This is a genomic window from Bradyrhizobium sp. CSS354, assembly GCF_029051725.1.
Taxonomy (GTDB): domain Bacteria; phylum Pseudomonadota; class Alphaproteobacteria; order Rhizobiales; family Xanthobacteraceae; genus Bradyrhizobium.
Genome location: NZ_JAACFU010000009.1, coordinates 126,555 through 149,036 on the forward strand (window position 1 = coordinate 126,555; position 22,482 = coordinate 149,036).

A 22,482-nucleotide genomic window follows, 5' to 3' on the forward strand; every position below is an offset into this window, starting at 1 on the left:
AACCGAGCACCCGGATACAACGTAAACCTGCACCAATCGTGCCAAATGACCGATCGTGCCAAATGACAAAGTCAGGGCAAACCATGGCGAACCAAGGGCAGAGCGCCGATCGCGGTCTTGAGGGGCTGACTGCCGCTGCCAAAACTGCTGCCGATGTCGAAGGGGCCAAAAAGGGCCTGCCTCCGGTGCATTTGTGGAATCCGCCGTTCTGCGGCGATCTCGACATGCGAATCGCCTCCGATGGTACTTGGTTCTATTTGGGGACGCCAATCGGCCGTCATGCTTTGGTTCGCCTGTTCTCGACCATCCTCAAGCGTGAAGGCGACAAGCATTTCCTCGTCACGCCGGTGGAGAAGGTCGGCATTCGCGTCGACGACGCGCCGTTCATGGCGGTCGAAATGCAGAAGGACGGCGAGGACAACCACCGCGTGCTCCGCTTCCGCACCAATGTCGACGACTGGGTCACCTGCGATGCGGCGCACCGGCTGCGCTTCGAGCAGGCCAAAGACGGCGGGCTGACGCCCTATCTGCACGTCCGCGCCGAGCTGTGGGCCAAGGTCACCCGCGCGCTCTATTACGATCTGGTTGACATGGGTGAGGAGCGGATGGTCGATGGCCAGCCGATGTTCGGTGTCGAATCGGCCGGCGAGTTCTTCGCCATGGCCGATGCGGAGCAGGTGAGGGCCGCGCTTTGAACAAGCCTATCTCCAGGAACGATCCTGCCGTGATCGGTGCGGCCGATTTCTTCGCCCGCTCCGCCGCGCGGCTCGGCTTCGACGTTCCGCCCGGTCTCTACGATCCCAACATCATTCCGGCCTCGGGCGATCCCGGCACCGACAAGATGCTCGAGATCATCGCGCGGGAGCAGCCGGTGCGGCCGGCGGCGGTCCTGATCGCGGTGGTCGATCATCCCGAGCCGACCATCCTGCTGACGCAGCGCTCGGCGCATCTGAACGACCATGCCGGCCAGATCGCCTTTCCCGGCGGCAAGATCGACGCGACCGACCGCTCGCCGCTCGATGCGGCGCTGCGCGAGGCCGAGGAGGAGGTCGGGCTGTCCAGAGACTTCGTCGAACCGATCGGCTATCTCGATCTCTACGGCACCGGCTTCGGCTTCCGCATCCTGCCGACGGTTGCCAGGGTGCGACCGGGTTTTGAGCTGACGATCAACCATTCCGAGGTTGATGATGCGTTCGAAGTGCCGCTATCGTTCCTGATGAACCCGGCCAACCATCAGGTGCACAGCAAGGAATTCCGCGGCATGGAGCGGTCCTACTACGCGATGCCGTTTGCGGAACGCTACATCTGGGGCGCGACGGCCGGCATGCTGCGCGTGCTCTATGAGCGGATCTACTCATCATGATCCGGCCGATCCTGACCGAGATCGGAATCTTCCTCGTTCCCTTTGCCGTCTATGCGCTGTTCCTGGCCGCCACGCGCTCCGGCCTGTTCGTGCAATCGTCCTGGCCGATCACCATCGTCGCGCGCCTCATGCTGGCGGCGCTCGTGCTGGTGATCGCGGGGCTGATCGGGTTTGCGCATTTCTCCGGCGCTGCGCCGGATTCGACCTATGTCCCCGCCCATGTCGAGAACGGCAAGCTCGTGCCGGGCGTGGAAAGATAGGACCGGCCGATGAGCGCGGTGCCCATGCTCGCCGATGCACCCTGGCTGATTTCGGGCGGGACCGCGCGCGTCCTGCAATTGCTCAATGCGGATGGCGAGGAGGCGCGGGTCGTCGGCGGCGCCGTGCGCAACGCGCTGCTCGGCCTCGTGCCCGGGGACATCGACATTGCGACCACGGCGCTCCCGCACGAGGTGATGCGGCGCGCCAAGAGCGCCGGCATCAAGGCCGTGCCGACCGGCATTGAGCACGGCACCGTCACGCTCGTCATCGACAGCCAGCCTTATGAAGTCACGACGCTGCGCGAGGACACCGAGACCTTCGGCCGCAAGGCCAAGGTCGCGTTCGGCCGCGACTGGGTGAAGGACGCCGAGCGCCGCGACTTCACGATGAACGGGCTTTCGGTCGATGCTGACGGCATCGTCCACGATTACGTCGGAGGCATCGCGGATGCGGCGGCGCGGCGCGTGCGCTTCATCGGCGATCCCGACCAGCGCATCGCCGAGGATTTCCTGCGCATCCTGCGCTTCTTCCGCATCCACGCCGCCTTTGGCGCCGGCGATCCCGACCGCGACGGCTATCTTGCCTGCATCCGGGGACGCGCGGGCCTCGCGAGCCTGTCGGCCGAGCGGCTGCGCATGGAGACGCTGAAGCTGCTGGTCGCCCCCGGCGCGTCCGCCGCCGCGGTTGCGATGGCCGATGGCGGATTGCTGCAAGCACTGACCGGCGGCGTCGCCTATACCGGACCGCTCTCGGCGATGATCGCGATCGAGCGCGAGCTTGGCCTCACCGCAAGCAGCACGCGGCGGCTCGCCGCGCTGACGGTCGCCGTGACCGAAGACGCCAAGCGCGTCGCCACGCGTTTGAGGCTCTCCAATGCGGAAACCAAGGCGCTGGATTCGATGGGGCACCGCTGGTGGCGCCTGGCCACCAAGGGCGAAGCCGATGCGCGGCGGCTGCTCTACCGGCTCGGCGCGGAGCGCTATCACGATCGCGTGTTGCTGGGCTGGGCGCGGGCCGGCGGTGATGTCGGCTCGTCGCGATGGCGTGCGCTCGCCGAGTTGCCGCAGCGCTGGACTGCGCCGAAATTTCCACTTCGCGCCGCCGACTTCGTCGCGCGCGGCATGGCGGAAGGACCTTCGCTCGGACATGTGTTGACGCTCGCGGAGGACGCTTGGCTTGCGGCGGATTTTCCCCTAGAGGAAGCCGCAATCGCTTCCATCGCCGATCAAGCTGCGGCACGCGTCAGCCGCGACGAGAGAACGTGACCATCGTCTCAGGCTTCGCCGACATCTCGATCTTTCAGCTCCTGCTGGTCGCGTTGATGGCGTTGTTTGCTTCGATCATCGGTGGTCTCGCCGGCTACGGCACCGGCGCCCTGATGCCGCTGGTGCTGGTGCCTCTCGTTGGCGCCGAGCCTGTGGTGCCGATCATCGCGATCTCCGCGATCTTCACCAATTCCAGCCGCGCGATGGCCTATCTCCGCCATGCCGATCGCCGCCGCGCGCTGATCGTGCTGGCCTGCGCAGCGGTCACGACCGCGCTTGGTGCCTACGGCTATACGCGGCTGACCAATGCGGGCGCGGCACTGGTGATCGGCTCCATGCTGATCCTGAGCGTGCCGCTGCGTCGTGTGCTCCGCCGCCGCCAGGTCAGGATCGGCGACACCGGTCTCGCGGCAGGCTCGGTCGGCTATGGCGTGCTGGTCGGCGGCACTTCCGGCTCCGGCGTGATCCTGCTGTCGCTGCTGATGGCCGCGGGGCTCGAGGGCGCCGCCGTGATCGCGACCGATGCGATGATCTCGCTCGGCACCGGCCTCATCAAGATCTCCGTGTTCGGCCTCGCCGGCGCCGTGACCGCGCAGGTGCTCGCCTTTGCATTGCTGATCGGCGCCATCGCGATGCCCGGCGCGTTCCTGGCCAAAGCCTTCGTCGAGCGGATGCCGGTACACATCCATACCGCGATCCTTGACGTCGCCGTGATCACCGGTGGGCTGGTGATGATCTCGGCTGCGGCGAGGCAGCTCATCTAATCAATCGGATGTGGCGCGTGTCCCGCTGCAGGTTTGGATCACGCCGCAGGTCTAATGTGAGGGACTGCAGTCCAGTTCCTTGATCCTGCCGGCGGCGTCAAACGCTAAAAGTGCACTCATGACGCCAGCACTGGTGATGTACGAGATAACGGTCCCGTCGTTCTGCCAGGGATTGAGATCATCCAACGTGCCTGCCGGATATTTTCGGAGGCGATCGACCCAATAGGCACGAAGTGCCTCGCGGCCGGTAATGGTTTGGACGCCGGCGCAGCCGCAGTGCACAACGGCATCTTCGGCATAGAGCTCCAAGATCGCCTCGATATCGCCTGCGCGATAGGCATCAAGCCAGTCTACCGCGACGGCCATCGGGTCAAAGGACATATTTTTCACTCGCATACCGTCCAAATCTGCTTCAGGCTCTGGAACTGCTAGGCCTTTTTTGATTTTAATATCCCACCCGGGCACGGCCATATGGCGAACGACATAGCGGACCGGGCCGAGGGCCAAAGTCGATGTTGGACGCGTCCGCCAGGCAGGGGATACTCAAGCCCATCCGGCTTGTGATCGTCGATCCACAGCCGATCGTTTTGCAGGGACTGAGGTCGGTCCTCGGGACGCAGCCGGACTTCGACGTTGTCGCATCGTCCAGCGATCGGACAAGCTGCCTCGAAGCAATTCGGAAGCTGACACCTGACGTCGCGATTCTCGCCGACAAGGTGCCAGATCTGACGGTCTCCGAGATCCTCGCGATTGTGAAAGCTGAGAAGCTCTCCACGCGCCTGGTGTTCTTCACCGAGTCCGACACCAACCACGATCTGACTTCCGCCATCGCAACCGGCGCCTGCAGCGCAATTTCGAAGTATGCCTCTCCCGCCACGATGCTGCGATCGCTGCGGCTGATGACGAAGAGCGGTGTGGCACTGGAGAAGTCCGATCTCTCGGCAGCCGGCAAGGAGGCGGACGGCGACGGCAAAGTCGAAAAGATGCTGGAGCTGTTGACGCAACGGGAACGTCAAATTGCACGACTCGTGTCGGAAGGAATGTCGAACAAGGAGATCGCGCGTCAGCTCAACGTTTCCGACGGGACGGTCAAAGTCCACCTGTACAATATTTTCCAGAAGCTTGAGATCACCAACAGAACTGTGCTCGCGACCATCGCATTGCTGCAACGCCCCTCCGGCCTGGCTGCGCTCTCCCTGGCCTTTCTGGCGTTGGCAATTGCGGACGAACTCAAGGCGTCGGAAGCGAATGGCATCTTTCCGGATGAGAACGGCGTCGGCCACGCGGACGAGCACGCCGCGTACGAGCCCTGGAAAAAAGGGATTCTCCGGCACCTCATCGCCTGGGAATCCGGCGAGACGCCCACGCTCGCCCAGAGAGACTTGTTCGCCAAGGCCACCCAAATCACCAACCCGGCGGCGGCCATGGAAGCGCTGCGCACGGCCGAGCAATCCGGAGGATCGAAACCGTGGACGCACTTCGCTCCTGTTGGATCGAGCGCGCCCGATCTTCCCGTGCCCTTACTGCGAGGAGCAAACGACATACAGGTCGGAGTTGACCCGGCCCCGGAACATCAATTCCCGCGGCTTCTTTCCAATGCGATGTCGATGCACGGAGGGTATGGCAACTTCGCTATTCTCACCGGTGCGTTGATCTACGCACTGCAGGACCCTCAACTCGCCGCCCACGCGCATGACCTCCGCGAAGCCTCGATCGACAGCATCCTGGCCGTCACCCAAGAGAGTGCGACTACAAAGCTGGCTGCGATCACTCATGCTGCCGCCAATCATGACGACCATTCAGCCCCAAGTATCCTTCCGCACGATGTCCACCTGTCTTCCGCCGTAGTGACCGCTGGACACGACAACGCCGCTCAAGAAGGCGCTCTGGGTCCAAATGGGCCGGGCGATGCGGGTGACAACCTCCATAAACCTGTTGGCGCGGACCCTGGTCACGATGCCAGCCTCGGCGTAGGCGGCAACGTTAAAGAAATTGTTTATCGCTTCCCGATCGATTCCGAGTCTAACAATTCCAGGTCGACCGCTTCCGATACCGTGTTCGATTTCGCATCTGGGCCTGGCAGGATCAATCTTGCGGCTTTCGGAGCGCTTGCTTGGCTGCATATGACGGCCGCAAGCAAGTCCATACCGCCACACACACTCGCCTGGGTCTACGACTCCGCAAGCAACGAAACGATCGTCTATGTGAATGCGACCGACCGTATCCTCGATATCGGCGATCGCAGCCTGCTGGAAATCCATCTGGAGGGGATTGTATCCATTGCGGAGGCGGACGTCGCCTCCGAGCCGGATGGCGCGGCTGTTGCGACCACCTTGGAGCAGCTCGAAGCCGCGCTGATACAGGCGGTGGCACCCGATGAGACTGTTCTGACGAAGGACAATGTCCAAACCAGTATCGAGGGGAGCGAGAGCTCGCTCGGGACGGCCGGAGCGTGGGCCCTTCTGGCCAACAACGGCTCGGGTTTCCATTTCGGGCAGACCCGGACCGGATTGGGAACGCCGACGAAGTTCGGAAGCTCCAACGGCCCGTCGGCGGATGCAACGGAAGAAAGCGATGCTGCATCTGCCGCGTCGGCTCACGCATCGCCAGTCCAACTTGCTCATAGCGCGACGGCGCCGGCAGTCGCAAATGTCACATCGACCAGTGGTCCGATCAATGCGGGTACCGGAGTTTCCTCGACTGGGCCTAACGAGATCGGCCAACCGAGCGTCGTAACGGCCGACAACGCGGGGCACGGCAACTCGCAGCACGCTTCGGAGCCAGGATCTGCAAAGGATGCAGCTACCGAATCGACTGGAGCCGGCTCCAAACCGGGCAATGACGACGGCAATGGCGCCCAGCATCACGCCGCGGCTTCGGAGGCTGCACCAGGGGCCGCGACGGGAGAACCAGCGGGCGCGGAACACGGCAAATCGGGGCACCCAACCACTGGAAGCGCGCCGGCCGCAGCCGAGATCAATCCGGGCACAACGGGTGCCAGCCCAGGAAACGGCAACGCGCAGCACGCTTCGGAGCCCGGGCCTGCAAAGGCGGCATCAACGGAACCCACTGAAGATGGGGCCAAAGCGGGCAACGCCGCCGACCGTGGTGCCGAGCACCACGCTTCGGCTTCTGACGCTGCGCAAGCACCAGCGAAGACGGCAGAACCGGCGAAGACGGCAGAACCAGCGGGCGCGAAACACGGCGAATCCGGGCACTCAACCGCCGCAAACGCACCGGACGCAGCCGAGATCGATCCGGGTGTCGCAACGGCCGCCAGCGCGGGCCACGACAACTCGCAGCACGCATCGGAGCCAGGGTCTGCAAAGGCGGCAGCTACCGAATCGACTGAAGCTGGCTCCAAACAGGGCAATAACGGCGGCCATGGCGGCGATCATCATCACGCTTCGGCTTCTGACGCCGCGCAAGCACCAGCGACGTCGGCAGAAACAGGCAGCGCGGAACACGGCGGATCCGGGCACTCTGCCGCTGCAAGCTCGCCGGACGGAGTAGAGATCGATCCGGGCGCCGCAACGGCCGCCAGCGCAGGCCACGGCAACTCGCAGCAGGCTTCAGAGCCAGGGTCTGCAAAAGTGGCATCCACCGAGTCGACTGAAGCTGACTCTAAGCCGGGCAACGGCCCGGGCGATGGCGGCGAGCATCACGCTTCGGCTTCGCAGGCTGCGGGGACCGTGAAGACGGCAGAACCAGCCACCGTGGACCACGGTAGCTCCCAGCACGCTGCGCAATCTGCAGCAATCGCATCAGACGACGCACACCCGGCCAAGGCTGCGTTCGAAACCGGCGGCGCAGACCAAGGACCGGTGTTCCGGTTCGATAGCGGACCAACTCCTTCTCCTCTCGTCGCGATAGTTGAGGTTAAAGAGTTCAATCATCCGCTCGATGCGCACGTTCCGCCCGGTCAGGAAGAGAGCATCGGGTTCAACGGCAAGATCGTCCCTCATGCACTGAACGGACACGCGGACGACCACGGCAATAACGGGCCGCATCAAGCCATTGTACCTGCGCATCATGATTTGCTGATTTGAACTGTGACCGCGACGGGGGCGATGCTCTCGCTCGCCCGGCCATATCCCTCGGCAACCATCATCGCTGGACCGCTGGTTGGAACTCCCCATCAAAGGCGCGTTGGCAGATGTGGAGTTGCTAGGAACGATCGAAGCAAAGCCGGATTGGGCCCTAAACTTTTTGGAAAGGGCCTCTCATGCGTCCAATCGCGTTCAGCTCCTGCGTAGCAGTCGTGCTATCCATTTCGTCCGCGGTTCATGCGCAATCCGCAACAGAGGATATCAAGTCCAAGGCCCAACGGCTTGTCGCGCCTCTTGTCGAAAGTCGCGACAGCCGGCTGCAATCGGTCGCGACGTTCGAGCATCAGGTGACCGGCGTTACGGTCGCTCCGGACGGCCGCATATTCGTGAACTTCCCGCGCTGGACGGAGGATACGCCGGTTTCGGTGGCCGAACTCATGCCGGACGGGTCGACCAAGCCATATCCCAATGAGGAATGGAACGGCTGGCGCAATGCGCGAATGTCCGAGGTGTCGCCCAATGATCACTTCGTTTGCGTTCAAAGCGTTGTTGCGGACCGGCGCGGATCGCTTTGGGTCGTCGATCCCGCGGCTCCCAATGCCGAGAAGACCGTGAAGGGTGGACCCAAGATCGTCGAGGTCGATCTGAAATCGAACAACGTGAAGCGGACCTTTCCGATCGGGCCGGACGTCGCTGGTCCGGCCAGCTACCTCAACGACATCCGTATCGCCCCCGACGGAAAGTTCGCCTATCTGACCGATTCCGGTTCGCCCGGCGGCCTGGTCGTTCTCAACATCGAATCCGGGCAGGCTTGGCGTGTGCTGAGCGACGATCCTTCGACCCAATTCGATCCGAGCGTCACCGTGATGACAGATGGCCAGCCCTTGCGGCGGCCGGACGGACGGCAGCCCTTGTTCAATGCCGATAGTCTGGCGCTGTCGAAGGACGGCAACACCCTCTATTGGCAGGCCCTGACCGGAAAGACTCTCTACCGGATCGCCACGTCCAGCATCCAGAGTGCGGACGCGGCGGCTCGCGCTCGCCCGGAAACAGTGGCAACGACGGAGCCCGTCGATGGGCTCTGGACCGGCGAACATGACGAAATCTATCTGAGCTCGATCGCCGACAACGCCGTCAAGGTTCTCAACCCCAGCGACGGTACCGTGCGACAGCTGTTGACGGATTCGCGCCTGCGCTGGCCGGACACCTTCTCGCAAGGTCCTGATGGCGCAATCTATGTCACCGCGTCGCATATCCAGGATTCGCCCTGGTTTCACATGGCCTGGACGGACAAGAACTTCACGTTGTTCAAGTTCATGCCTGAACACGCGAACACCGTCGGGTCAAGTCGCGAGCCGAACCGGCAGTAAACGTACGACTTCGGAGGCGGCTCAGGACGAGGAGGACAGATGGCCCATTGGGTTGAGCCTATAGCCGGCACGCTGCTGATGGCACTGGACCTTGCCGACGTATTCCTCACGGTTCTCTACGCACGCGCCGGCACCGGAATCATCAGCGACCGCCTGGCTAGAATGGTCTGGCTTGCGCTGCGCCGGCTTTCCTCGGCCGGCGACGGCAACCATCTGCTTTCATTCTGCGGCCCGTTGATCGTGGTCGGCTTGCTGCTGACCTGGTCTATTCTGCTCGCGCTCGGGGCCGCCCTGATTGTGCACCCTCAGCTCGGGACCAGCATCACCAGCAGCAGCCAGGAGACTCCAACCGACTTCGTGACCGCGCTTTACGTCGCGGGAAGCAGCCTCTCGATCGTAGGCGGCAGCAATTTTGGTCCGCAAAGCGCCGGAGCGAAACTGTTGTTTCTTCTGAATTCAGTGATCGGGACGTCAGTCATATCGCTCACGATCACTTACCTGATGCAGATCTACGGCGCGCTCAGGAGCAGGAACTCGCTTTGCCTCAAGATTCACGCGCTCTGCGGTGAGACCGGCGATGCCGCGGATCTGCTCGCGCATCTGTTCGCAAATAACCAGCTGAGTGCGGGTTACAACAATTTGTCCGAGTTGGCCGCAGAGGTCACCGATACCAAAGAAGCTCACCACTTCTATCCCGTTCTGTTCTACTTCCGCTTCCCTGAACCGTTCTACTCCGTGTCCCGGTCGTCACTCATCGTCCTCGATGCCGTCTCGCTGATCAAAAGTGCATTGCCGAAGGACGCCGATTGGCTCAAGCAATCCGGCGCAGTCACCCAGCTATGGTCCTCCGCGCTGCTACTCCTTTCGACCCTCAACAACGTTTTCCTGCACGAGAAAGCATCGGCTGAAGCCGACGAGGGAGATCGGCAAGTCTGGCGGGTCCGGTTCGACAATGCACGACGGCGGCTGCGGCAAGCAGGCATCAGTGTCACCGACGATCTTCCGCATTCGTGCGAATCCTACATGGAACACCGAAGAAGGTGGGACTCTCTCGTTTGCGTGCTTGGCAATTCCATGGCTTACCAGCCCTCGGACATCGATCCGGCGATACAAAGGGCGTAAACCGCTGCCGGACTTCTCGACGAGCGCACCTGGCCTGGTCTCGCGTCTCAGAAACGCGACGCCTTCGGCGGATCAGCCTCATTGGGCGGAATTGTTCAGGGTTGCAGCCGTGAGAGCAGACGTTGCCGATCCTGATCGCGACGTCGCTGCTCCATCCGCATCCGTTCGAGTTCGCCTTCAGCTTTGGTTGTGTCCTCGTTCTGGCGCTTCATTTCAATGATCAGCGCCTCCTGCTCTGCGAGCCGCCGTTCTCCTTCGACGACGTCGCGCTCGATCTGCCTCAGCTCATCGTATATCGCCGTCGTGTACATCGCCGTCCTCGCGCGACCGTGCTGCCAAGCACGCAGCAAAGTAGCTTTCGCCTCTTGCAGGGCCTTACCGGGGCCGCGCGGTGCGGGTACGACCGCAGCACGAGGCGCATGACTTTCAACTCAACCAGCTTCGCGAACGTTCCGGCTGATGCCATTTTTTCCCGAGCTTCGTTTGGTCGCACGGGGCACACGGCTGTGCTTCGGCCAAGTTGCAAACAGGCGGTCGGCACAATATCGTCGATCGTCCGCGCCCATGTCTGACGTCCGATCTCCCCAGGAGCCAACACGATGAATGTGGTCTCAGTGCCCGGCGGGATTCATCGCCCTCCAGGGAAGGTCGATATCCCGTCCGCCTGGCAGGGCGCTGAGATGAAAGCCAATCCTGATCGATGGTTGATATCGCTTGCGGCCGGCGAGATCGCGGAACTCGAGGGCGCGGCTGAAACATATCTCGGCAGAAACAAAAAAATCGCCGAGATCACGAAGGAAAGCTTTCCGCTTCCCAATCTCGGTGCGCACCTGGAAGATCTCAAGACAAAGCTCCTGGTCGGCTTGGGCTTCGAGGTCATACGCGGCCTCCCGGTGGCAAAATATAACCAGGAGTTCGCCGCTACGATCTTTTGCGGAGTGGGCGCGCATCTCGGATCGGCGCGATCCCAGAATGCAGCAGGGCACATTCTCGGTCACGTCCGTGACACCGGCGCCGATGCGAAGGATCCGAACACCCGAATTTATCAAACTTCGGAACGGCAAACATTCCACACGGATTCGTCCGACGTGGTTGGATTGTTATGCATTCGCGAGGCGATGGAGGGAGGGGATTCCCTCCTGGTCAGTACGACGACGATCTACAACGAGATGTTTGACAGACGTCCCGACCTTGCCGCTCTCTTGTTTGATCCGATCGCGACAGACCGGCGAGGCGAGGTGCCGGAGAACGAAAAGCCATATCTTGAAATCCCGGTGCTGAATTGGCATGCGGGGTTCCTGACCGGGTTCTATCAGCGCCAGTATATCGATAGTGCGCAGCGCTTTCCCGATGCGCCGAGACTGACGCCGGCTCACGTCGAGGCGCTCGATCTCTTTGACGCGCTCGCAAATGACCCCGCGCTGCATTTCGGCATGCGGCTTCAGCCGGGCGACATGCAGTTCGTCTACAATCATGCTTTGCTGCATGACCGGACCGGATTCCGCGATTGGCCCGAGGCAAGCCAGAAGCGTCATCTGTTGCGCCTTTGGCTCAGCATGGAAGGCGACCGGCCGCTGCCCGATTGTTTCAAGCAGCGTTATGGTTCGATCGAGATTGGCAACCGTGGTGGCATCATCACCAAAGGTACCAGTTTGAACGTTCCGTTGGATTGACGTTCGAAGCATCCAGCGATGTCCGCGGAAGTCTCGGATTCTGAGAGTTGCTCGGCTCGCGTCCTCTACTCGTCTTCTCGATATCGTTGAGCACCCCAGGTCTAGGTCTAGTTCCTGAGGCTCAGCGATTGATCGAATAGCTGAGCCGGCGGCCCGCTCTGGACTGACGCGAACTGATCTAGCGGAACTGCCAGCGAAACCGTCAGCAGGCTCGGGTCGACCACTTCTATCGTTAAGATGCGACCGGACCGAAGATCGCTGACGAAGCGAGGGGTGGCGGGGCCCGCGGCGACGCACGCGTTTGCAAGGCACCAGCTATATGAAATGTGGAGCGGCTCATTCTGGTCGACCGTCAGCGTAATACCGGATCGCAAATACATTCCGGGCGGCAGCAGCATCTGAATGCGGCCCTCGGCGGCCCCCGCGTCGATGAGATCGAACCGGATCATTTCCTGCCCGGTATTCATCACGCCGACGTTCGTTGTCCGGCACACTTTTTCCGCAGGGGACACTTCGAAGCACAGTTTACGCCAGCCACTCAATCGAATGTCCCGGATAGCCCGCTTTCCCAGCGGCTTGACGCCCGAGTTGATGGACATGTCGGGTTTGGTGTCCGATGCCTGTTGAGCCGAGGACCCGGTAAATCGCATGCCAGCGACCAGGATCGTGCACACCCACGTCGCAACAACCGTCGATGAACGCAGCGTCGATTTCTTGATCCCTCTCATGGATGGGCCTCCAGAAACCGGCTCACGATGGGTGACCAGATCGGAATGGCGTTCGGGTCATCTATCAGGAAGTGGCCCTCATTCCCGAACGGCGGCACCAAGTGATATTCGCCTTGTCCGCCTGCGGCATTGTAGGCTTCGAGCAACTTTCCCGAGAGCGCCGGACCAAAATAAGTATCATTCTCGGTGTATATCGACAGCGTGGGCACGCGTGCAGAACTGCCGAATTCACGCGCCGCTTCGATCAGCTTTTCGGGATTGCAGTTGTTGTTGGGCTTGCCGTCCACCCGGCCGCCCCGGCCGGCCTCGAAGGTGATGACGGCTCGCACACCGGTCGGATTCAAAGACGAGAATGCCAAAGCGCCCCAGCCGCCGCCGGACTGGCCGACGACGATCGTTCCGGACGCACTCGCAAGCTTTTGGCCGACGACATAATCGATCACCCACTCATTGAGCCTGGCGATTGCGATGCCGGCCGTTCGAAAGCTTGCGTCGGTGCATTTACCGACGGTGCCGAAATAGGTGCTGAATACGCCCTGGTCCGGCAGATCGATCGCCGAACTGCCGAAGCCCGGCCGGATCGGCACGACGACGAGATGTCCGCGCCTGGCGAACCAGAAGGCGGCGTCGCGGAATTCAACCATCGGATAAAAGCTGCGCTCCTTCGGGTCCAACGTTTCGCCGTGGTTCATGACGACCAGAGGAAGCGGCGCATCCACGAGCGGTCTCACCACATAGGCGAGGACCGGGATCGGAAGCGGCAGAACAAGAAGCCGCTCATCCAGTCGCGGTTCCTGAGCATGGCCGGCGCCGGCAAAAAGCATTGCCAGGCAGGCTGCGACAGCCGCAAAGTTTTTCATTGGTTCGCTCCTCAGACTGGTCAAGGTCGTCGATGCCATCCCCCGCTATTCTGACCCGTGTCATTTCTCCGGGAACACCGCCTTCCAGTCCCGCTTCATGTCGACGACCGTCCAGCCCTTCGCAGTCGACTCGTCCAGCGCCTTGTCCAGCTTGCCCACCTTCGATCGCCGGTCGTAGGCGTACTCCCGTTCGGCATCGGTATGATGGACAATCCCGGCAAAGCGGGCACCCGCGCCGGCCGTCGTCCACTGCAGCATCTGCAGGTCGCCGTCGGAGTTGCCGAAGGCGAAGATCGGCCGCCGTCCGATGAAACGGTTGATGCCGACGGGCTTTCCCGGCCCCTCATCGACGAACTCGATCTTGGGCATTTTGAGAAGGAACGGCTTGCCACCGGTATCCATCCGGAACGTCACGACGCCGGACGAGCCGACCACCTGTTCGGGCGGGATGCCGTAGACCTTCTCCGTCCAGGGCCGCATGAATTCGACGCCGCCGGCAGAGACGATGAAAGTCTTGAAGCCCTTGGCGCGGAGGAGCGCGAGCAATTCCAGCATCGGCTGGTAGGTCAGTTCGGTGTAAGGGCGGTTGAAGCGAGGATGTCGCGCGGTTGCGAGCCAGTCGACCACCGACTTCGAGAACTCGTCCGTGGTCATGCCGCTATGGGCGACGCCGACAATCTGCATCAGGCCCTTCTCGCCCGAGCCGGCCAGCGCCTTCATGTCTCCATCGAGCACCGCCTTGAACGGCTGCGTCGTCTTCCATTCCGGATGCTGCGGGGCCATCGCCTTGACGCGGTCGAGGGCGAAGAAGCCCTGGAAATAGAACGGCTGCTCGGTCCAGAGCGTGCCGTCGTTGTCGAACACGGCCACGCGCTCGGGCGCCGGCACGAAGTCCGGCCCGCCCTCGGCGGTGACGCGTTCTACGAAATCGGTGATCGACTTCTTGACCTGGCCGTCGTTCCAGGAAGGCAGCGGATCGGTCTGCGCCCACGCGACGCCGGCAACGAAGGAAAGAATTCCCCCGACCAGAAGGCTTGAGACGCTCTTCCAACTCATTGTGCCACCTTCGTTGCCCCCGATCAGGAGGTGGGCCTATAAGCACCACCTCCATCACTTGATTGATCACGACCTCGTCGGGTCGGACGTCAGTTTTTCGCGGCTCCCTGCTGCAGCGCCTGCAACGCCTTCTCGACGCTCAACGACCCCGAGACCTGGCTCGGTGGGTAGTCCTTGAAGGTCGCGAGGAACTGACCCATGACCGTCGTGGCGGGCATCATGACCCAGAGCTTCTTGCCCCACCATTCGCCGTAGGAGGTCGACTCGGTCTGATAGCGCTCCCACGGGTCGACGCGAAGGTTGGTCACGATCGGGACGTTGGTCGAATCCTCCTTACCGGAGAACAGGTTTCCGACGATGGTCTTGAAGGTGATCTTCCATTCGTTGAAGCGCACCGCCATCAGATCGGCGTTGTCGCTGAAATAGAAGAACTCCCGGCGCGGACTCTCAGTCACCTTGCCTTCGAAGAACGGCATGAAGTTGTAGCCGTCGAGATGGTTCTTGAAGGTCTTCTCGCCCGCCTTGTAGCCGGTGAGCAGCTTGCTCTTCAGATCCGGATCGCCGCCGGCAGCGGCAACGAGGGTCGGCATCCAGTCTTCGGCCGACATGACGTTGTTGATGATGGTGCCGGGCTTGATGACGCCGGGCCACTTGGCCAGCATCGGCACGCGAAAGCCTCCTTCGTACACGGTGCCTTTTTCGCCGCGAAACGGATGATTGCCGCCGTCCGGCCAGCTGAAGATTTCCGCACCATTGTCGCTGGTGAACATCACGATCGTATTGTCGGCAACGCCGAGTTCGTCCAGCTTGGCGAGCAGCTCGCCCACGACCCAGTCCAGTTCGGCCATCGCATCGGCAAACAGGCCGAAGCCCGTCTTGCCGTCCCACTGCTTGGACAGATGCGTAAAGGAGTGGCACCGCGTGGAGTTGTGCCAGAGGAAGAACGGCTTGTTGGCCTTCACCGAGCGGTCCATGAAGTCGCACGAACGTCTCACCAGATCCGGCTCGATGTCCTCCATGCTCACCTTGGCGGCGGGATCCATGCCCGGATGTGGCGGCAGGGGGCCCGCGTCCGTGATCTTCTGCTTGCCGACGCGGCCCCAGCGCGGATCCTCCGTCGGATCATCGGCGTCGGTGGCAACGCTGCTGATAATGTTGCGCGGGCCGAATCTTTCGCGGAATTTCGCGTCCTTTGGATATTGGAGGGTCGTACGGTTCCTCCAGCGCGTTGAGGTGGTAGAGGATCCCGTGGAATTCATCGAAGCCATGAACCGTCGGCAGATATTCGTTTCGATCCCCCAAATGGTTCTTGCCGATTTGCGCCGTCGCGTAGCCGAGCGGTTTGAGGAAATCCGCGATCGTCGGATCGGACCTCTGCAACCCCTGTTTGGCCGCGGGTAGGCCGACTTTCAGCAGGCCCGTGCGGAACGGCGTCTGCCCGGTAATGAACGCAGCGCGTCCCGCAGTGCAGGATTGTTGTCCGTAGTAATCGGTGAACAGCGCGCCGTCGCGTGCGAGTCGGTCGATGTTCGGCGTGCTGCCGCCCATCATGCCGCGGTGGTACGCACTGATGTTCCAGATGCCGACGTCGTCGGCCATGATCATGACGATATTCGGCTTGCGGCCGCTTGAAGCAGGTGATGGCGTGGGACTCGGCGCCGCCTTCTGCGCCTGAGCCAACGCACCGGAAGTTATCGTCGCCGCCGCCACCAGAGCCGACGAGCCCAGCAAGATGTTTCGGCGGGTGGGGGCGCGGTCTTCGACCGCGTGCAACTGCGCTTCGTTCTTGTCTTGCTCCTTGGTGTCGTTGGGCATCTTGGGCTCCTTCTTCACGGTGAGGTCTGACAATCATTCCGCAGCAGGGGATCTCTTTACGCAGCGAAATCCGAGATGGCTGGTCGAGGTATCGATGGCTTCGGCGTGACGCGCCGCCGGCCGATAGCGGCGGCAGTAGTTCGGCGCGCACAGATGCGAGCCGCCCTTGATGACCTTGCGCGGGATCCGGATGTTCGGTTGGCTCGGGTCGAGGCTCGCTTCCTCACGACCGCCGCGTGGATTCTCCGGAATGCAGCAGGCCTTTTGCGCAACGGCCTCATGCTTCGGAGTGTACCAATCCGACGTCCACTCCCAGACGTTCCCGATCATGTCGTGCACGCCGTACCCGTTCGGTGGAAACGCTGTCACCGGCGAGGTGCGCTCGTAACCGTCCTCGCTCAGATTCTGCCGCGGAAATTCGCCCTGCCAGGTGTTGGCCAGGTGTACGCCGCCGGGGGTTAGCTCGTCACCCCAGGCGAACTCGGAGCCCTCGAGACCTCCGCGCGCGGCGAACTCCCACTCAGCCTCTGTCGGAAGATCCTTTCCCGCCCATCGCGCATAAGCCAGTGCGTCCGAAAACGACACGTGCACGACGGGATGGTCGTCCTGTAATTTGATGTTGCTCTTCGAACCATACGGATGACGCCAGTTGGCCCCCTTCATGAAGGTCCACCACTGGCTCCAGTCGCGTAGGCCGTTCACGGTTGGCGGTGGCACGAATACCAGTGAGCCCGCATAGAGCATGTGTTGAAGAGCGCCGGGGTAATCCTTCGGATCGGGTGGTATCTCCGCATAGGTCGCGTGTCCCGTCGCGTTGACGAACGCCTTGAACTGCCGGTTCGTCACCGGCGTGCGGTCGATCCAGAAGCTGTCGACCGTTACGCGATGGACGGGCGCTTCCTCGGGGTAGTGATCATCGGAGCCCATGCGGAACATGCCACCGGAAATCCGGATCATGTCGTCAGTCCGATCATCCTCCGACGGTCGGTAGCATTGGTCGGGACGCGGCAACGTCATTGCGGCGACAACTCCAATAACCTCGCAGCGTCATTGATGTGCGCAGCGATGGCCTCGTTGATGTCAGGAACTCTTTCTTGCTGATCGCCCGTCTGACACACTGTTCCTCGGGTTTATGCAGGTCAACCCCAAATTGAAGACATATCGATGCGCATTTGCAGTTCATGCGACAAACTGCCTGCTTGAATTGGTAGGTTTGGTCGCCCTCGTGGCGATGGCACGATATTGGTCTGGAATGGCAGCGCTCTGGCGATCACACTCGGCTAGCCGCTTCAATCAGAATTACGGCTTCTCGGCCGCGAAAGCGAAACAGGCTTATCAAGACGGGCAGCCTACATTTCTGCACCGTCGGGGCCAATCAGCCCGCCATGAGTTTCAATAAGAGGCCCGGCGCCGAACACCACTGGTTTCGAGCGCGCTAGCTTTCAAGGATTCTGGCGTTTGGGGAAGCATCGTTTCGCTCGCATGCGTGATCGCCGGCCCGTCCGCGCTGTACAGCGATGTCCGCTACCGCACCATTATCGGCGGATAAGCGGACATCACGCGGGCCGGAGCCGAGCACTCCGACCTAACGAGGACGCGGCCTCAGCCGCGCTTACTCTTCGTCTTCGTCATCATCCTCGTCTTCGTCGTCGAGCTCTTCCAATCGATCGAGCACCGCGAGCGGCAGCGTCTCGCGAAACAGATCGCCTTCCGCGCCCATCCAGAGACAGATCACGTCGTCGCCCTTCACGTCAGCGACGGTGAGCGGCTGGCCGCCGGATTTCAGCATGACGATATCGCCGGCTTTTAGTTCCATGGATGGTCCTTTCGAGTTGAATGACGGGAGAAGCTAGCAAAACGGCATGACATGCCGATCACGGGCTACTCGGTCAGTGGATGTGTTGTGGTAGCGCGCATGCGCCGGCCGGGCCGCTGAAACGTCGATCAGAGAGCTTTAGGCCGGAGCGATCCCATCACGAGAGGCAATGGCGCCTGTTCGATGGATGGCGCAAGGGCTCTTCCGTCCCGTGCGTCGCGACGATGACACCATGCGCCTGTTTTGCCCGACGGAGCAACCGATTTCGTCAGATCCCCAGTTTGCGTTTTCCGCAAGTCGTTGATTTTGCTGCGGCCGTCTACTGTGCATGGGGTTGTTTTCGAAGTTTTTGTTTGCGCACCCTGATTGCAGTCAGCCCGGCACCAGTTCTGTCAGCGAGCGGATGATGCGGTCGGGCTTGACGATCGAGCCCTCGGGCAGGCCGTCGCCATGCACGTCGATCCAGATCGAGTAGATGCCGAGACGCTGCGGAGTCACGACTTCCCATTCCAGATTGTCGCCGATCATCCAGGTATCCTCGGCGGTGACGCCGAGCGCGTCCATCGCATGCAGATAGGCGCGCTCCTCGGGCTTGCCGAAACCGTGCTCGCCCTCGATCTGGATGTGGTGGAAACGGTGCGCCAGCTCGAACCGCTCGACCTTGGCGCGCTGGGTGTCGGCGGCGCCGTTGGTCACCAGCGCGAGCTTGATGCCGAGCGTCTTGAGCCTGTCGATGGCGTCATGCGCGCCCGGGAAGACGAACATCTCCTCCTCGCGATAGCTTGTGAAGCGGTCGGCGAGGCGAATGGCGAGGTCGTCTGATAGTGCGCGATGACCGGCGGCCGCGAGCGTGGCGAAGCCACCCTTGACGGTGAGATGCCGGGCCTCGGCGAGCTTCATCCGCCACGAGGCGTCCGCATTGGCCCAGAAGTTTTTCGCGAAAGCGAGCACCGTGGTTGCGACCAGTTGCGGCGGCAGCGGCGCGAGCTCCTCGGCGAACTCCGCCGCGATCGTGTTCCAGGCGATCTCGGGCCGGCCATAGGCCGACAGGATGGTGTCGTCCATGTCGATCAGCATGGCGCGCGGCAGCGGCTTCATTGCGGGCTTCATCGTCGTCATGGCCACTTCACCTCCGGCGGCAGCGACGACAGGATCGAATCCACATTGCCGCCGGTCTTGAGACCGAAGATGGTGCCGCGATCGTAGAGCAGGTTGAACTCGACATAGCGCCCGCGCCGGACCAATTGCTCTTCGCGATCCTCCGCGGTCCAGCTTGTCGCGAAATTGCGCCGCACGATGTCGGGGTAGATCTTCAGGAAGGCGCGGCCCACGTCCCGGGTGAAGGCGAGGTCGGCGTCCCAGTCGCCGCTATCGTGCCAGTCGTAGAAGATGCCGCCGATGCCGCGCGCCTCTTTGCGATGCGGCAGGTGGAAATACTCGTCGCACCACTTCTTGTACTTGTCGTAATCGGCGATGCCGTTCGGTTGCGTGCAGGCCTGTTTCATTGCGGCGTGGAAGGCGATGCTGTCGGCATCGTCCTGCGTGCGGCGGCGGTCGAGCACCGGCGTGAGATCGGCGCCGCCGCCGAACCAGGCTTTTGTGGTGACGACGAAGCGCGTGTTCATGTGCACCGCCGGCACGTGCGGATTGCGCAGATGCGCGATCAGCGAGATGCCGGAGGCCCAGAACTTCGGGTCCTCCGCCGCACCGGGAATCTGCGCGCGAAACTCGGGCGCGAATTCGCCGTGCACGGTGGAGCAATGCACGCCGACCTTCTCAAACAGGCGGCCTGACATCATCGACATCACGCCGCCGCCGCCGGCCGCGCCGGTATGATCGGTGCGCTGCCACGGCGTGCGTTTGAAGCGGCCCGGCTCGCCCGAATAAAGGCCTGGCGGGGCATCGTCCTCCAGCCGCTCCAAGCTCGCGCAGATGTCGTCGCGCAGCGCTTCGAACCAGGCGCGTGCGCGCGTCTTGCGGTCTTCGATCAGGCTCGGGTCCAATGTTGATGTCATTCTCTAACCCTGCGGACCGTAATAGGTGCAGCTCTCGTTGCAACTGTCGCGGTGGATGCTGACGCGGGTGAGCTTGCCGATAGGCGCCAGCCGCTCCCAGACGAAGCGCGAGAGGTTTTCCAGCGTCGGTGTGCCCAGCGCCTCGATCTTGTTGAGGTACTTGTGGTCAAGCGTCATGCGCACGTCCTCGATGGCGCGCTGGACCAGGCCGAGATCGACCACCATGCCGGTTTTGGGATCGGGCGTGCCGCGCAGCGTCACCTCGGCGCGAAAGGAGTGGCCGTGGATCTCTTCGCTGGCCGCGCCGAACGTCGTTCCCGACAATGAGTGCGCCGCCTCGAAGCGAAACGATTTCGTCAATTCCCACATCTGTTCGAAAACCAATCCTATCTGATACCGAGCGATTTATGCGTCTGCACGCTGAGCCGCCATTGCGGATGATTGAGGCAATAGTCGATGGCGCCCGCGGTGTTTTGGGCGACCTCGGGCCCGTCCATTGGCTGCAGCGAGAAGCGCTCGAAGGCGAGATCCGCGAAGGCCTCCGGCATGGCGAGCGGCTGCGGATAGACCAGCTTCAGCTCGTGGCCGCGCCGGATCACCAGATCGCTGCCGCCCTTCGGGCTGACGCAGATCCAGTCGAGCCCCTCGGGCGCGGCGATGGTGCCGTTGGTCTCGACCCCAATCTCGAAGCCGCGTGCATGGAGCGCGTCGACCAGCGCGGTATCGACCTGGAGCAGCGGCTCGCCGCCGGTGAGCACCACGTAACGGTTGTCGGTGGAGGCCGTCCATTGCGCCGCGATGGCGCCGGCGAGTTCCGCGGCCGAGGCATAGCGCCCGCCGAGCGTGCCGTCGGTGCCGACGAAATCGGTGTCGCAGAATTTGCAGGTGGCCTCGCTGCGGTCCGCCTCGCGCCCGCTCCAGAGGTTGCAGCCGGCAAAACGGCAAAATACGGACGCGCGCCCGGCATGGGCGCCTTCGCCTTGCAGTGTCAGGAAGATTTCCTTGACCGCGTAACTCAACCGTCTCTCCTCAACATTATCAAACTTGCGGGTTCCGGAGCTGCCGCAGCGCTTCGCCTGCGGCCATCGCCGCGGTCATGGCGACATTGAGCGACCGCAGCCCCGGAGCGATCGGGATCACCAGCCGCGCGTCCGCGGCGTCGACCACCGCCTCGGTGACGCCGGCGCTCTCGCGCCCGAATAGCAGGATGTCCGCCGTCTGGTAACGGAAATCGCGGTAGTCGGTCGCCCCCTTGGTGGTGAACAGCAGCAGGCGGGCCCCCTGCGCCGCACGCCATTGCTCGAATTTCGACCAGGAGTCGTGCCTGACGATGCTGACCTGATCGAGGTAATCCATTCCCGCCCGGCGGAAATGCCGGTCGGAGACGGGGAACCCCGCCGGTTCGATGATATGGGCGGCCACGCCCAGGCAAGCGCAGAGCCTGAGAATCGTGCCGGTGTTCTGGGGGATGTCGGGTTGGAAAAGCGCTATCTGCATGGGCTCTGCCGGGTTCGGTGCGGGCCGGAAATGTCTCAATAAAACATCGCTGGCCGCGGAATTCGTGCATTGCACGCTCCCGCGCCGATAGCGGGCTTGCGCTCGCCCGGCAAGGGTGCCAATAGAACGATTCTGGACTGCTGTTTTCGCCTTGTTTTGGTGGGGGCACGTGAAGTTCTGCCGCCGCGGGGGGCCGCGGGCGCCGGCAGACTGTTCTGGGGACCTTGGGGGCTCCTGGAGCGGTTCCGCCGGCTGCATAAGAAGAAAGGGTTGGAATCGTGACGACAGCGTCTTCGGCGGACCATCCGACACGCCGTGATTTCTTATTCGTTGCAACGGGGGCAGCTGCAGCAGTAGGGGGCGCAGCTGCGCTCTGGCCCTTTATCTCCCAAATGAATCCTGATGCGTCGACCATCGCCGCCGGTGCGCCGATCGAGGTCGATCTCAGCCCAGTCGCCGAGGGGCAGGACATCAAGGTGTTCTGGCGCGGCAAGCCGATTTACATCAGCCACCGCACCAAGAAGCAGATCGACGAGGCGCGCGCCGTCAACGTGGCGAGCCTGCCCGATCCGCAGTCCGACGAGGCCCGGGTCAAGTCCGGCCATGAGCAGTGGCTGGTCGTGATCGGCATCTGCACCCATCTCGGTTGCATCCCGATCGCCCATGAAGGCAATTACGACGGGTTCTTCTGCCCCTGCCATGGTTCGCAGTACGATTCGTCCGGCCGCATCCGCCAGGGGCCCGCGCCCGCGAACCTGCCGGTGCCGCCGTACCAGTTCGTTTCCGACACCAAAATCCAGATCGGCTGAGCTTCGGACCCTCGTCCGA

The 22,482-nt window shown here is 62.5% G+C and carries 22 protein-coding genes and 1 pseudogene; 10 read left to right on the forward strand and 13 right to left on the reverse strand.

Annotated elements, in window-relative coordinates; all coding sequences use genetic code 11:
- Nucleotides 1-83 precede the first annotated feature (83 nt).
- From GWG67_RS22710 to GWG67_RS22730, 5 genes are read left to right on the forward strand one after another with little or no spacing between them, the layout of a single operon-like run.
- Nucleotides 84-695 (forward strand): DUF1285 domain-containing protein, encoded by a 612-nt coding sequence (locus GWG67_RS22710; RefSeq protein ID WP_275171518.1) that lies wholly within the window; start codon nucleotides 84-86, stop codon nucleotides 693-695.
- A complete protein-coding gene (locus GWG67_RS22715; RefSeq protein WP_027568565.1) occupies nucleotides 692-1,363 on the forward strand; it encodes a CoA pyrophosphatase in 672 nt (223 codons plus the stop codon). Before GWG67_RS22710 ends, GWG67_RS22715 begins: the two co-directional genes overlap by 4 nt.
- The gene (locus GWG67_RS22720; protein WP_018454951.1) at nucleotides 1,360-1,623 is read left to right on the forward strand and encodes a DUF6111 family protein; all 264 of its coding nucleotides are present in this window, start codon (nucleotides 1,360-1,362) and stop codon (nucleotides 1,621-1,623) included. The genes GWG67_RS22715 and GWG67_RS22720 overlap by 4 nt, the downstream gene beginning before the upstream one ends.
- A gap of 9 nt (nucleotides 1,624-1,632) precedes the next feature.
- On the forward strand, nucleotides 1,633-2,889 hold the full coding sequence (locus GWG67_RS22725) for a CCA tRNA nucleotidyltransferase (RefSeq protein WP_275171519.1): 1,257 nt from the start codon (nucleotides 1,633-1,635) through the stop codon (nucleotides 2,887-2,889).
- Nucleotides 2,886-3,653, forward strand: a complete 768-nt coding sequence (locus GWG67_RS22730; protein WP_275171520.1) for a sulfite exporter TauE/SafE family protein — start codon at nucleotides 2,886-2,888, stop codon at nucleotides 3,651-3,653. Before GWG67_RS22725 ends, GWG67_RS22730 begins: the two co-directional genes overlap by 4 nt.
- Nucleotides 3,654-3,704: 51 nt before the next feature.
- Here GWG67_RS22730 and GWG67_RS22735 read toward each other — a convergent pair whose 3' ends face one another.
- Nucleotides 3,705-4,124, reverse strand: a complete 420-nt coding sequence (locus tag GWG67_RS22735) for a nuclear transport factor 2 family protein (protein ID WP_275171521.1) — start codon at nucleotides 4,122-4,124, stop codon at nucleotides 3,705-3,707.
- A gap of 41 nt (nucleotides 4,125-4,165) precedes the next feature.
- On the opposite strand from GWG67_RS22735, the gene GWG67_RS22740 reads away from it, so the two are divergent.
- The 3 genes from GWG67_RS22740 to GWG67_RS22750 all read left to right on the forward strand — a co-directional run bounded on the left by GWG67_RS22740 (nucleotide 4,166) and on the right by GWG67_RS22750 (nucleotide 10,194).
- Nucleotides 4,166-7,702 (forward strand): LuxR C-terminal-related transcriptional regulator, encoded by a 3,537-nt coding sequence (locus GWG67_RS22740; RefSeq protein ID WP_275171523.1) that lies wholly within the window; start codon nucleotides 4,166-4,168, stop codon nucleotides 7,700-7,702.
- Nucleotides 7,703-7,878: 176 nt separating this feature from the next.
- Nucleotides 7,879-9,072, forward strand: a complete 1,194-nt coding sequence (locus GWG67_RS22745; RefSeq protein ID WP_275171525.1) for an L-dopachrome tautomerase-related protein — start codon at nucleotides 7,879-7,881, stop codon at nucleotides 9,070-9,072.
- 39 nt (nucleotides 9,073-9,111) lie between these two features.
- Entirely contained in the window at nucleotides 9,112-10,194 is a 1,083-nt protein-coding gene (locus tag GWG67_RS22750) for a two pore domain potassium channel family protein (RefSeq protein ID WP_275171527.1), read from the forward strand.
- Between the two features lie 95 nt (nucleotides 10,195-10,289).
- Here GWG67_RS22750 and GWG67_RS22755 read toward each other — a convergent pair whose 3' ends face one another.
- A complete protein-coding gene (locus GWG67_RS22755) occupies nucleotides 10,290-10,505 on the reverse strand; it encodes a hypothetical protein (RefSeq protein ID WP_275171529.1) in 216 nt (71 codons plus the stop codon).
- A gap of 288 nt (nucleotides 10,506-10,793) precedes the next feature.
- Here GWG67_RS22755 and GWG67_RS22760 point away from each other — a divergent pair, with 288 nt between their 5' ends.
- A complete protein-coding gene (locus GWG67_RS22760) occupies nucleotides 10,794-11,867 on the forward strand; it encodes a TauD/TfdA family dioxygenase (protein ID WP_275171530.1) in 1,074 nt (357 codons plus the stop codon).
- Between the two features lie 107 nt (nucleotides 11,868-11,974).
- Here the strand turns inward: GWG67_RS22760 and GWG67_RS22765 are convergent, their stop codons facing one another.
- From GWG67_RS22765 to GWG67_RS22815, 11 genes and pseudogenes are all read right to left on the reverse strand, one after another.
- Entirely contained in the window at nucleotides 11,975-12,595 is a 621-nt protein-coding gene (locus tag GWG67_RS22765; protein WP_275171531.1) for an invasion associated locus B family protein, read from the reverse strand.
- Entirely contained in the window at nucleotides 12,592-13,455 is an 864-nt protein-coding gene (locus GWG67_RS22770; RefSeq protein WP_275171532.1) for a S9 family peptidase, read from the reverse strand. Before GWG67_RS22770 ends, GWG67_RS22765 begins: the two co-directional genes overlap by 4 nt.
- 60 nt (nucleotides 13,456-13,515) lie before the next feature.
- Nucleotides 13,516-14,511 carry an HAD family phosphatase gene (locus tag GWG67_RS22775; protein WP_275171533.1) on the reverse strand — a complete coding sequence of 332 codons (996 nt, stop codon included), beginning with the start codon at nucleotides 14,509-14,511 and terminating at the stop codon, nucleotides 13,516-13,518.
- 89 nt (nucleotides 14,512-14,600) lie between these two features.
- Nucleotides 14,601-16,326, reverse strand: a pseudogene (locus tag GWG67_RS22780) (arylsulfatase).
- 33 nt (nucleotides 16,327-16,359) lie between these two features.
- A complete protein-coding gene (locus GWG67_RS22785) occupies nucleotides 16,360-17,343 on the reverse strand; it encodes a formylglycine-generating enzyme family protein (protein WP_275171534.1) in 984 nt (327 codons plus the stop codon).
- Between the two features lie 595 nt (nucleotides 17,344-17,938).
- Entirely contained in the window at nucleotides 17,939-18,142 is a 204-nt protein-coding gene (locus GWG67_RS22790) for a YodC family protein (protein ID WP_027516401.1), read from the reverse strand.
- A gap of 372 nt (nucleotides 18,143-18,514) precedes the next feature.
- Nucleotides 18,515-19,261: an HAD family hydrolase gene (locus GWG67_RS22795; RefSeq protein ID WP_275171535.1), complete on the reverse strand. Its 747-nt coding sequence runs from the start codon at nucleotides 19,259-19,261 to the stop codon at nucleotides 18,515-18,517.
- Entirely contained in the window at nucleotides 19,258-20,157 is a 900-nt protein-coding gene (gene hemF / locus GWG67_RS22800) for an oxygen-dependent coproporphyrinogen oxidase (RefSeq protein WP_275171537.1), read from the reverse strand. Before hemF ends, GWG67_RS22795 begins: the two co-directional genes overlap by 4 nt.
- Nucleotides 20,158-20,160: 3 nt before the next feature.
- On the reverse strand, nucleotides 20,161-20,526 hold the full coding sequence (locus GWG67_RS22805) for a 6-carboxytetrahydropterin synthase (protein WP_204514105.1): 366 nt from the start codon (nucleotides 20,524-20,526) through the stop codon (nucleotides 20,161-20,163).
- A 17-nt stretch (nucleotides 20,527-20,543) separates the two neighbouring features.
- Nucleotides 20,544-21,176, reverse strand: coding sequence for a 7-carboxy-7-deazaguanine synthase (gene queE, locus GWG67_RS22810; protein WP_275171538.1), 633 nt, complete (start codon nucleotides 21,174-21,176; stop codon nucleotides 20,544-20,546).
- Between the two features lie 19 nt (nucleotides 21,177-21,195).
- Complete coding sequence (locus GWG67_RS22815; protein WP_275171540.1) at nucleotides 21,196-21,654, reverse strand: tRNA (cytidine(34)-2'-O)-methyltransferase; 459 nt, start codon at nucleotides 21,652-21,654, stop codon at nucleotides 21,196-21,198.
- Nucleotides 21,655-21,932: 278 nt separating this feature from the next.
- Here GWG67_RS22815 and petA point away from each other — a divergent pair, with 278 nt between their 5' ends.
- Nucleotides 21,933-22,463, forward strand: coding sequence for a ubiquinol-cytochrome c reductase iron-sulfur subunit (gene petA, locus GWG67_RS22820; RefSeq protein ID WP_026232845.1), 531 nt, complete (start codon nucleotides 21,933-21,935; stop codon nucleotides 22,461-22,463).
- Nucleotides 22,464-22,482 lie beyond the last annotated feature (19 nt).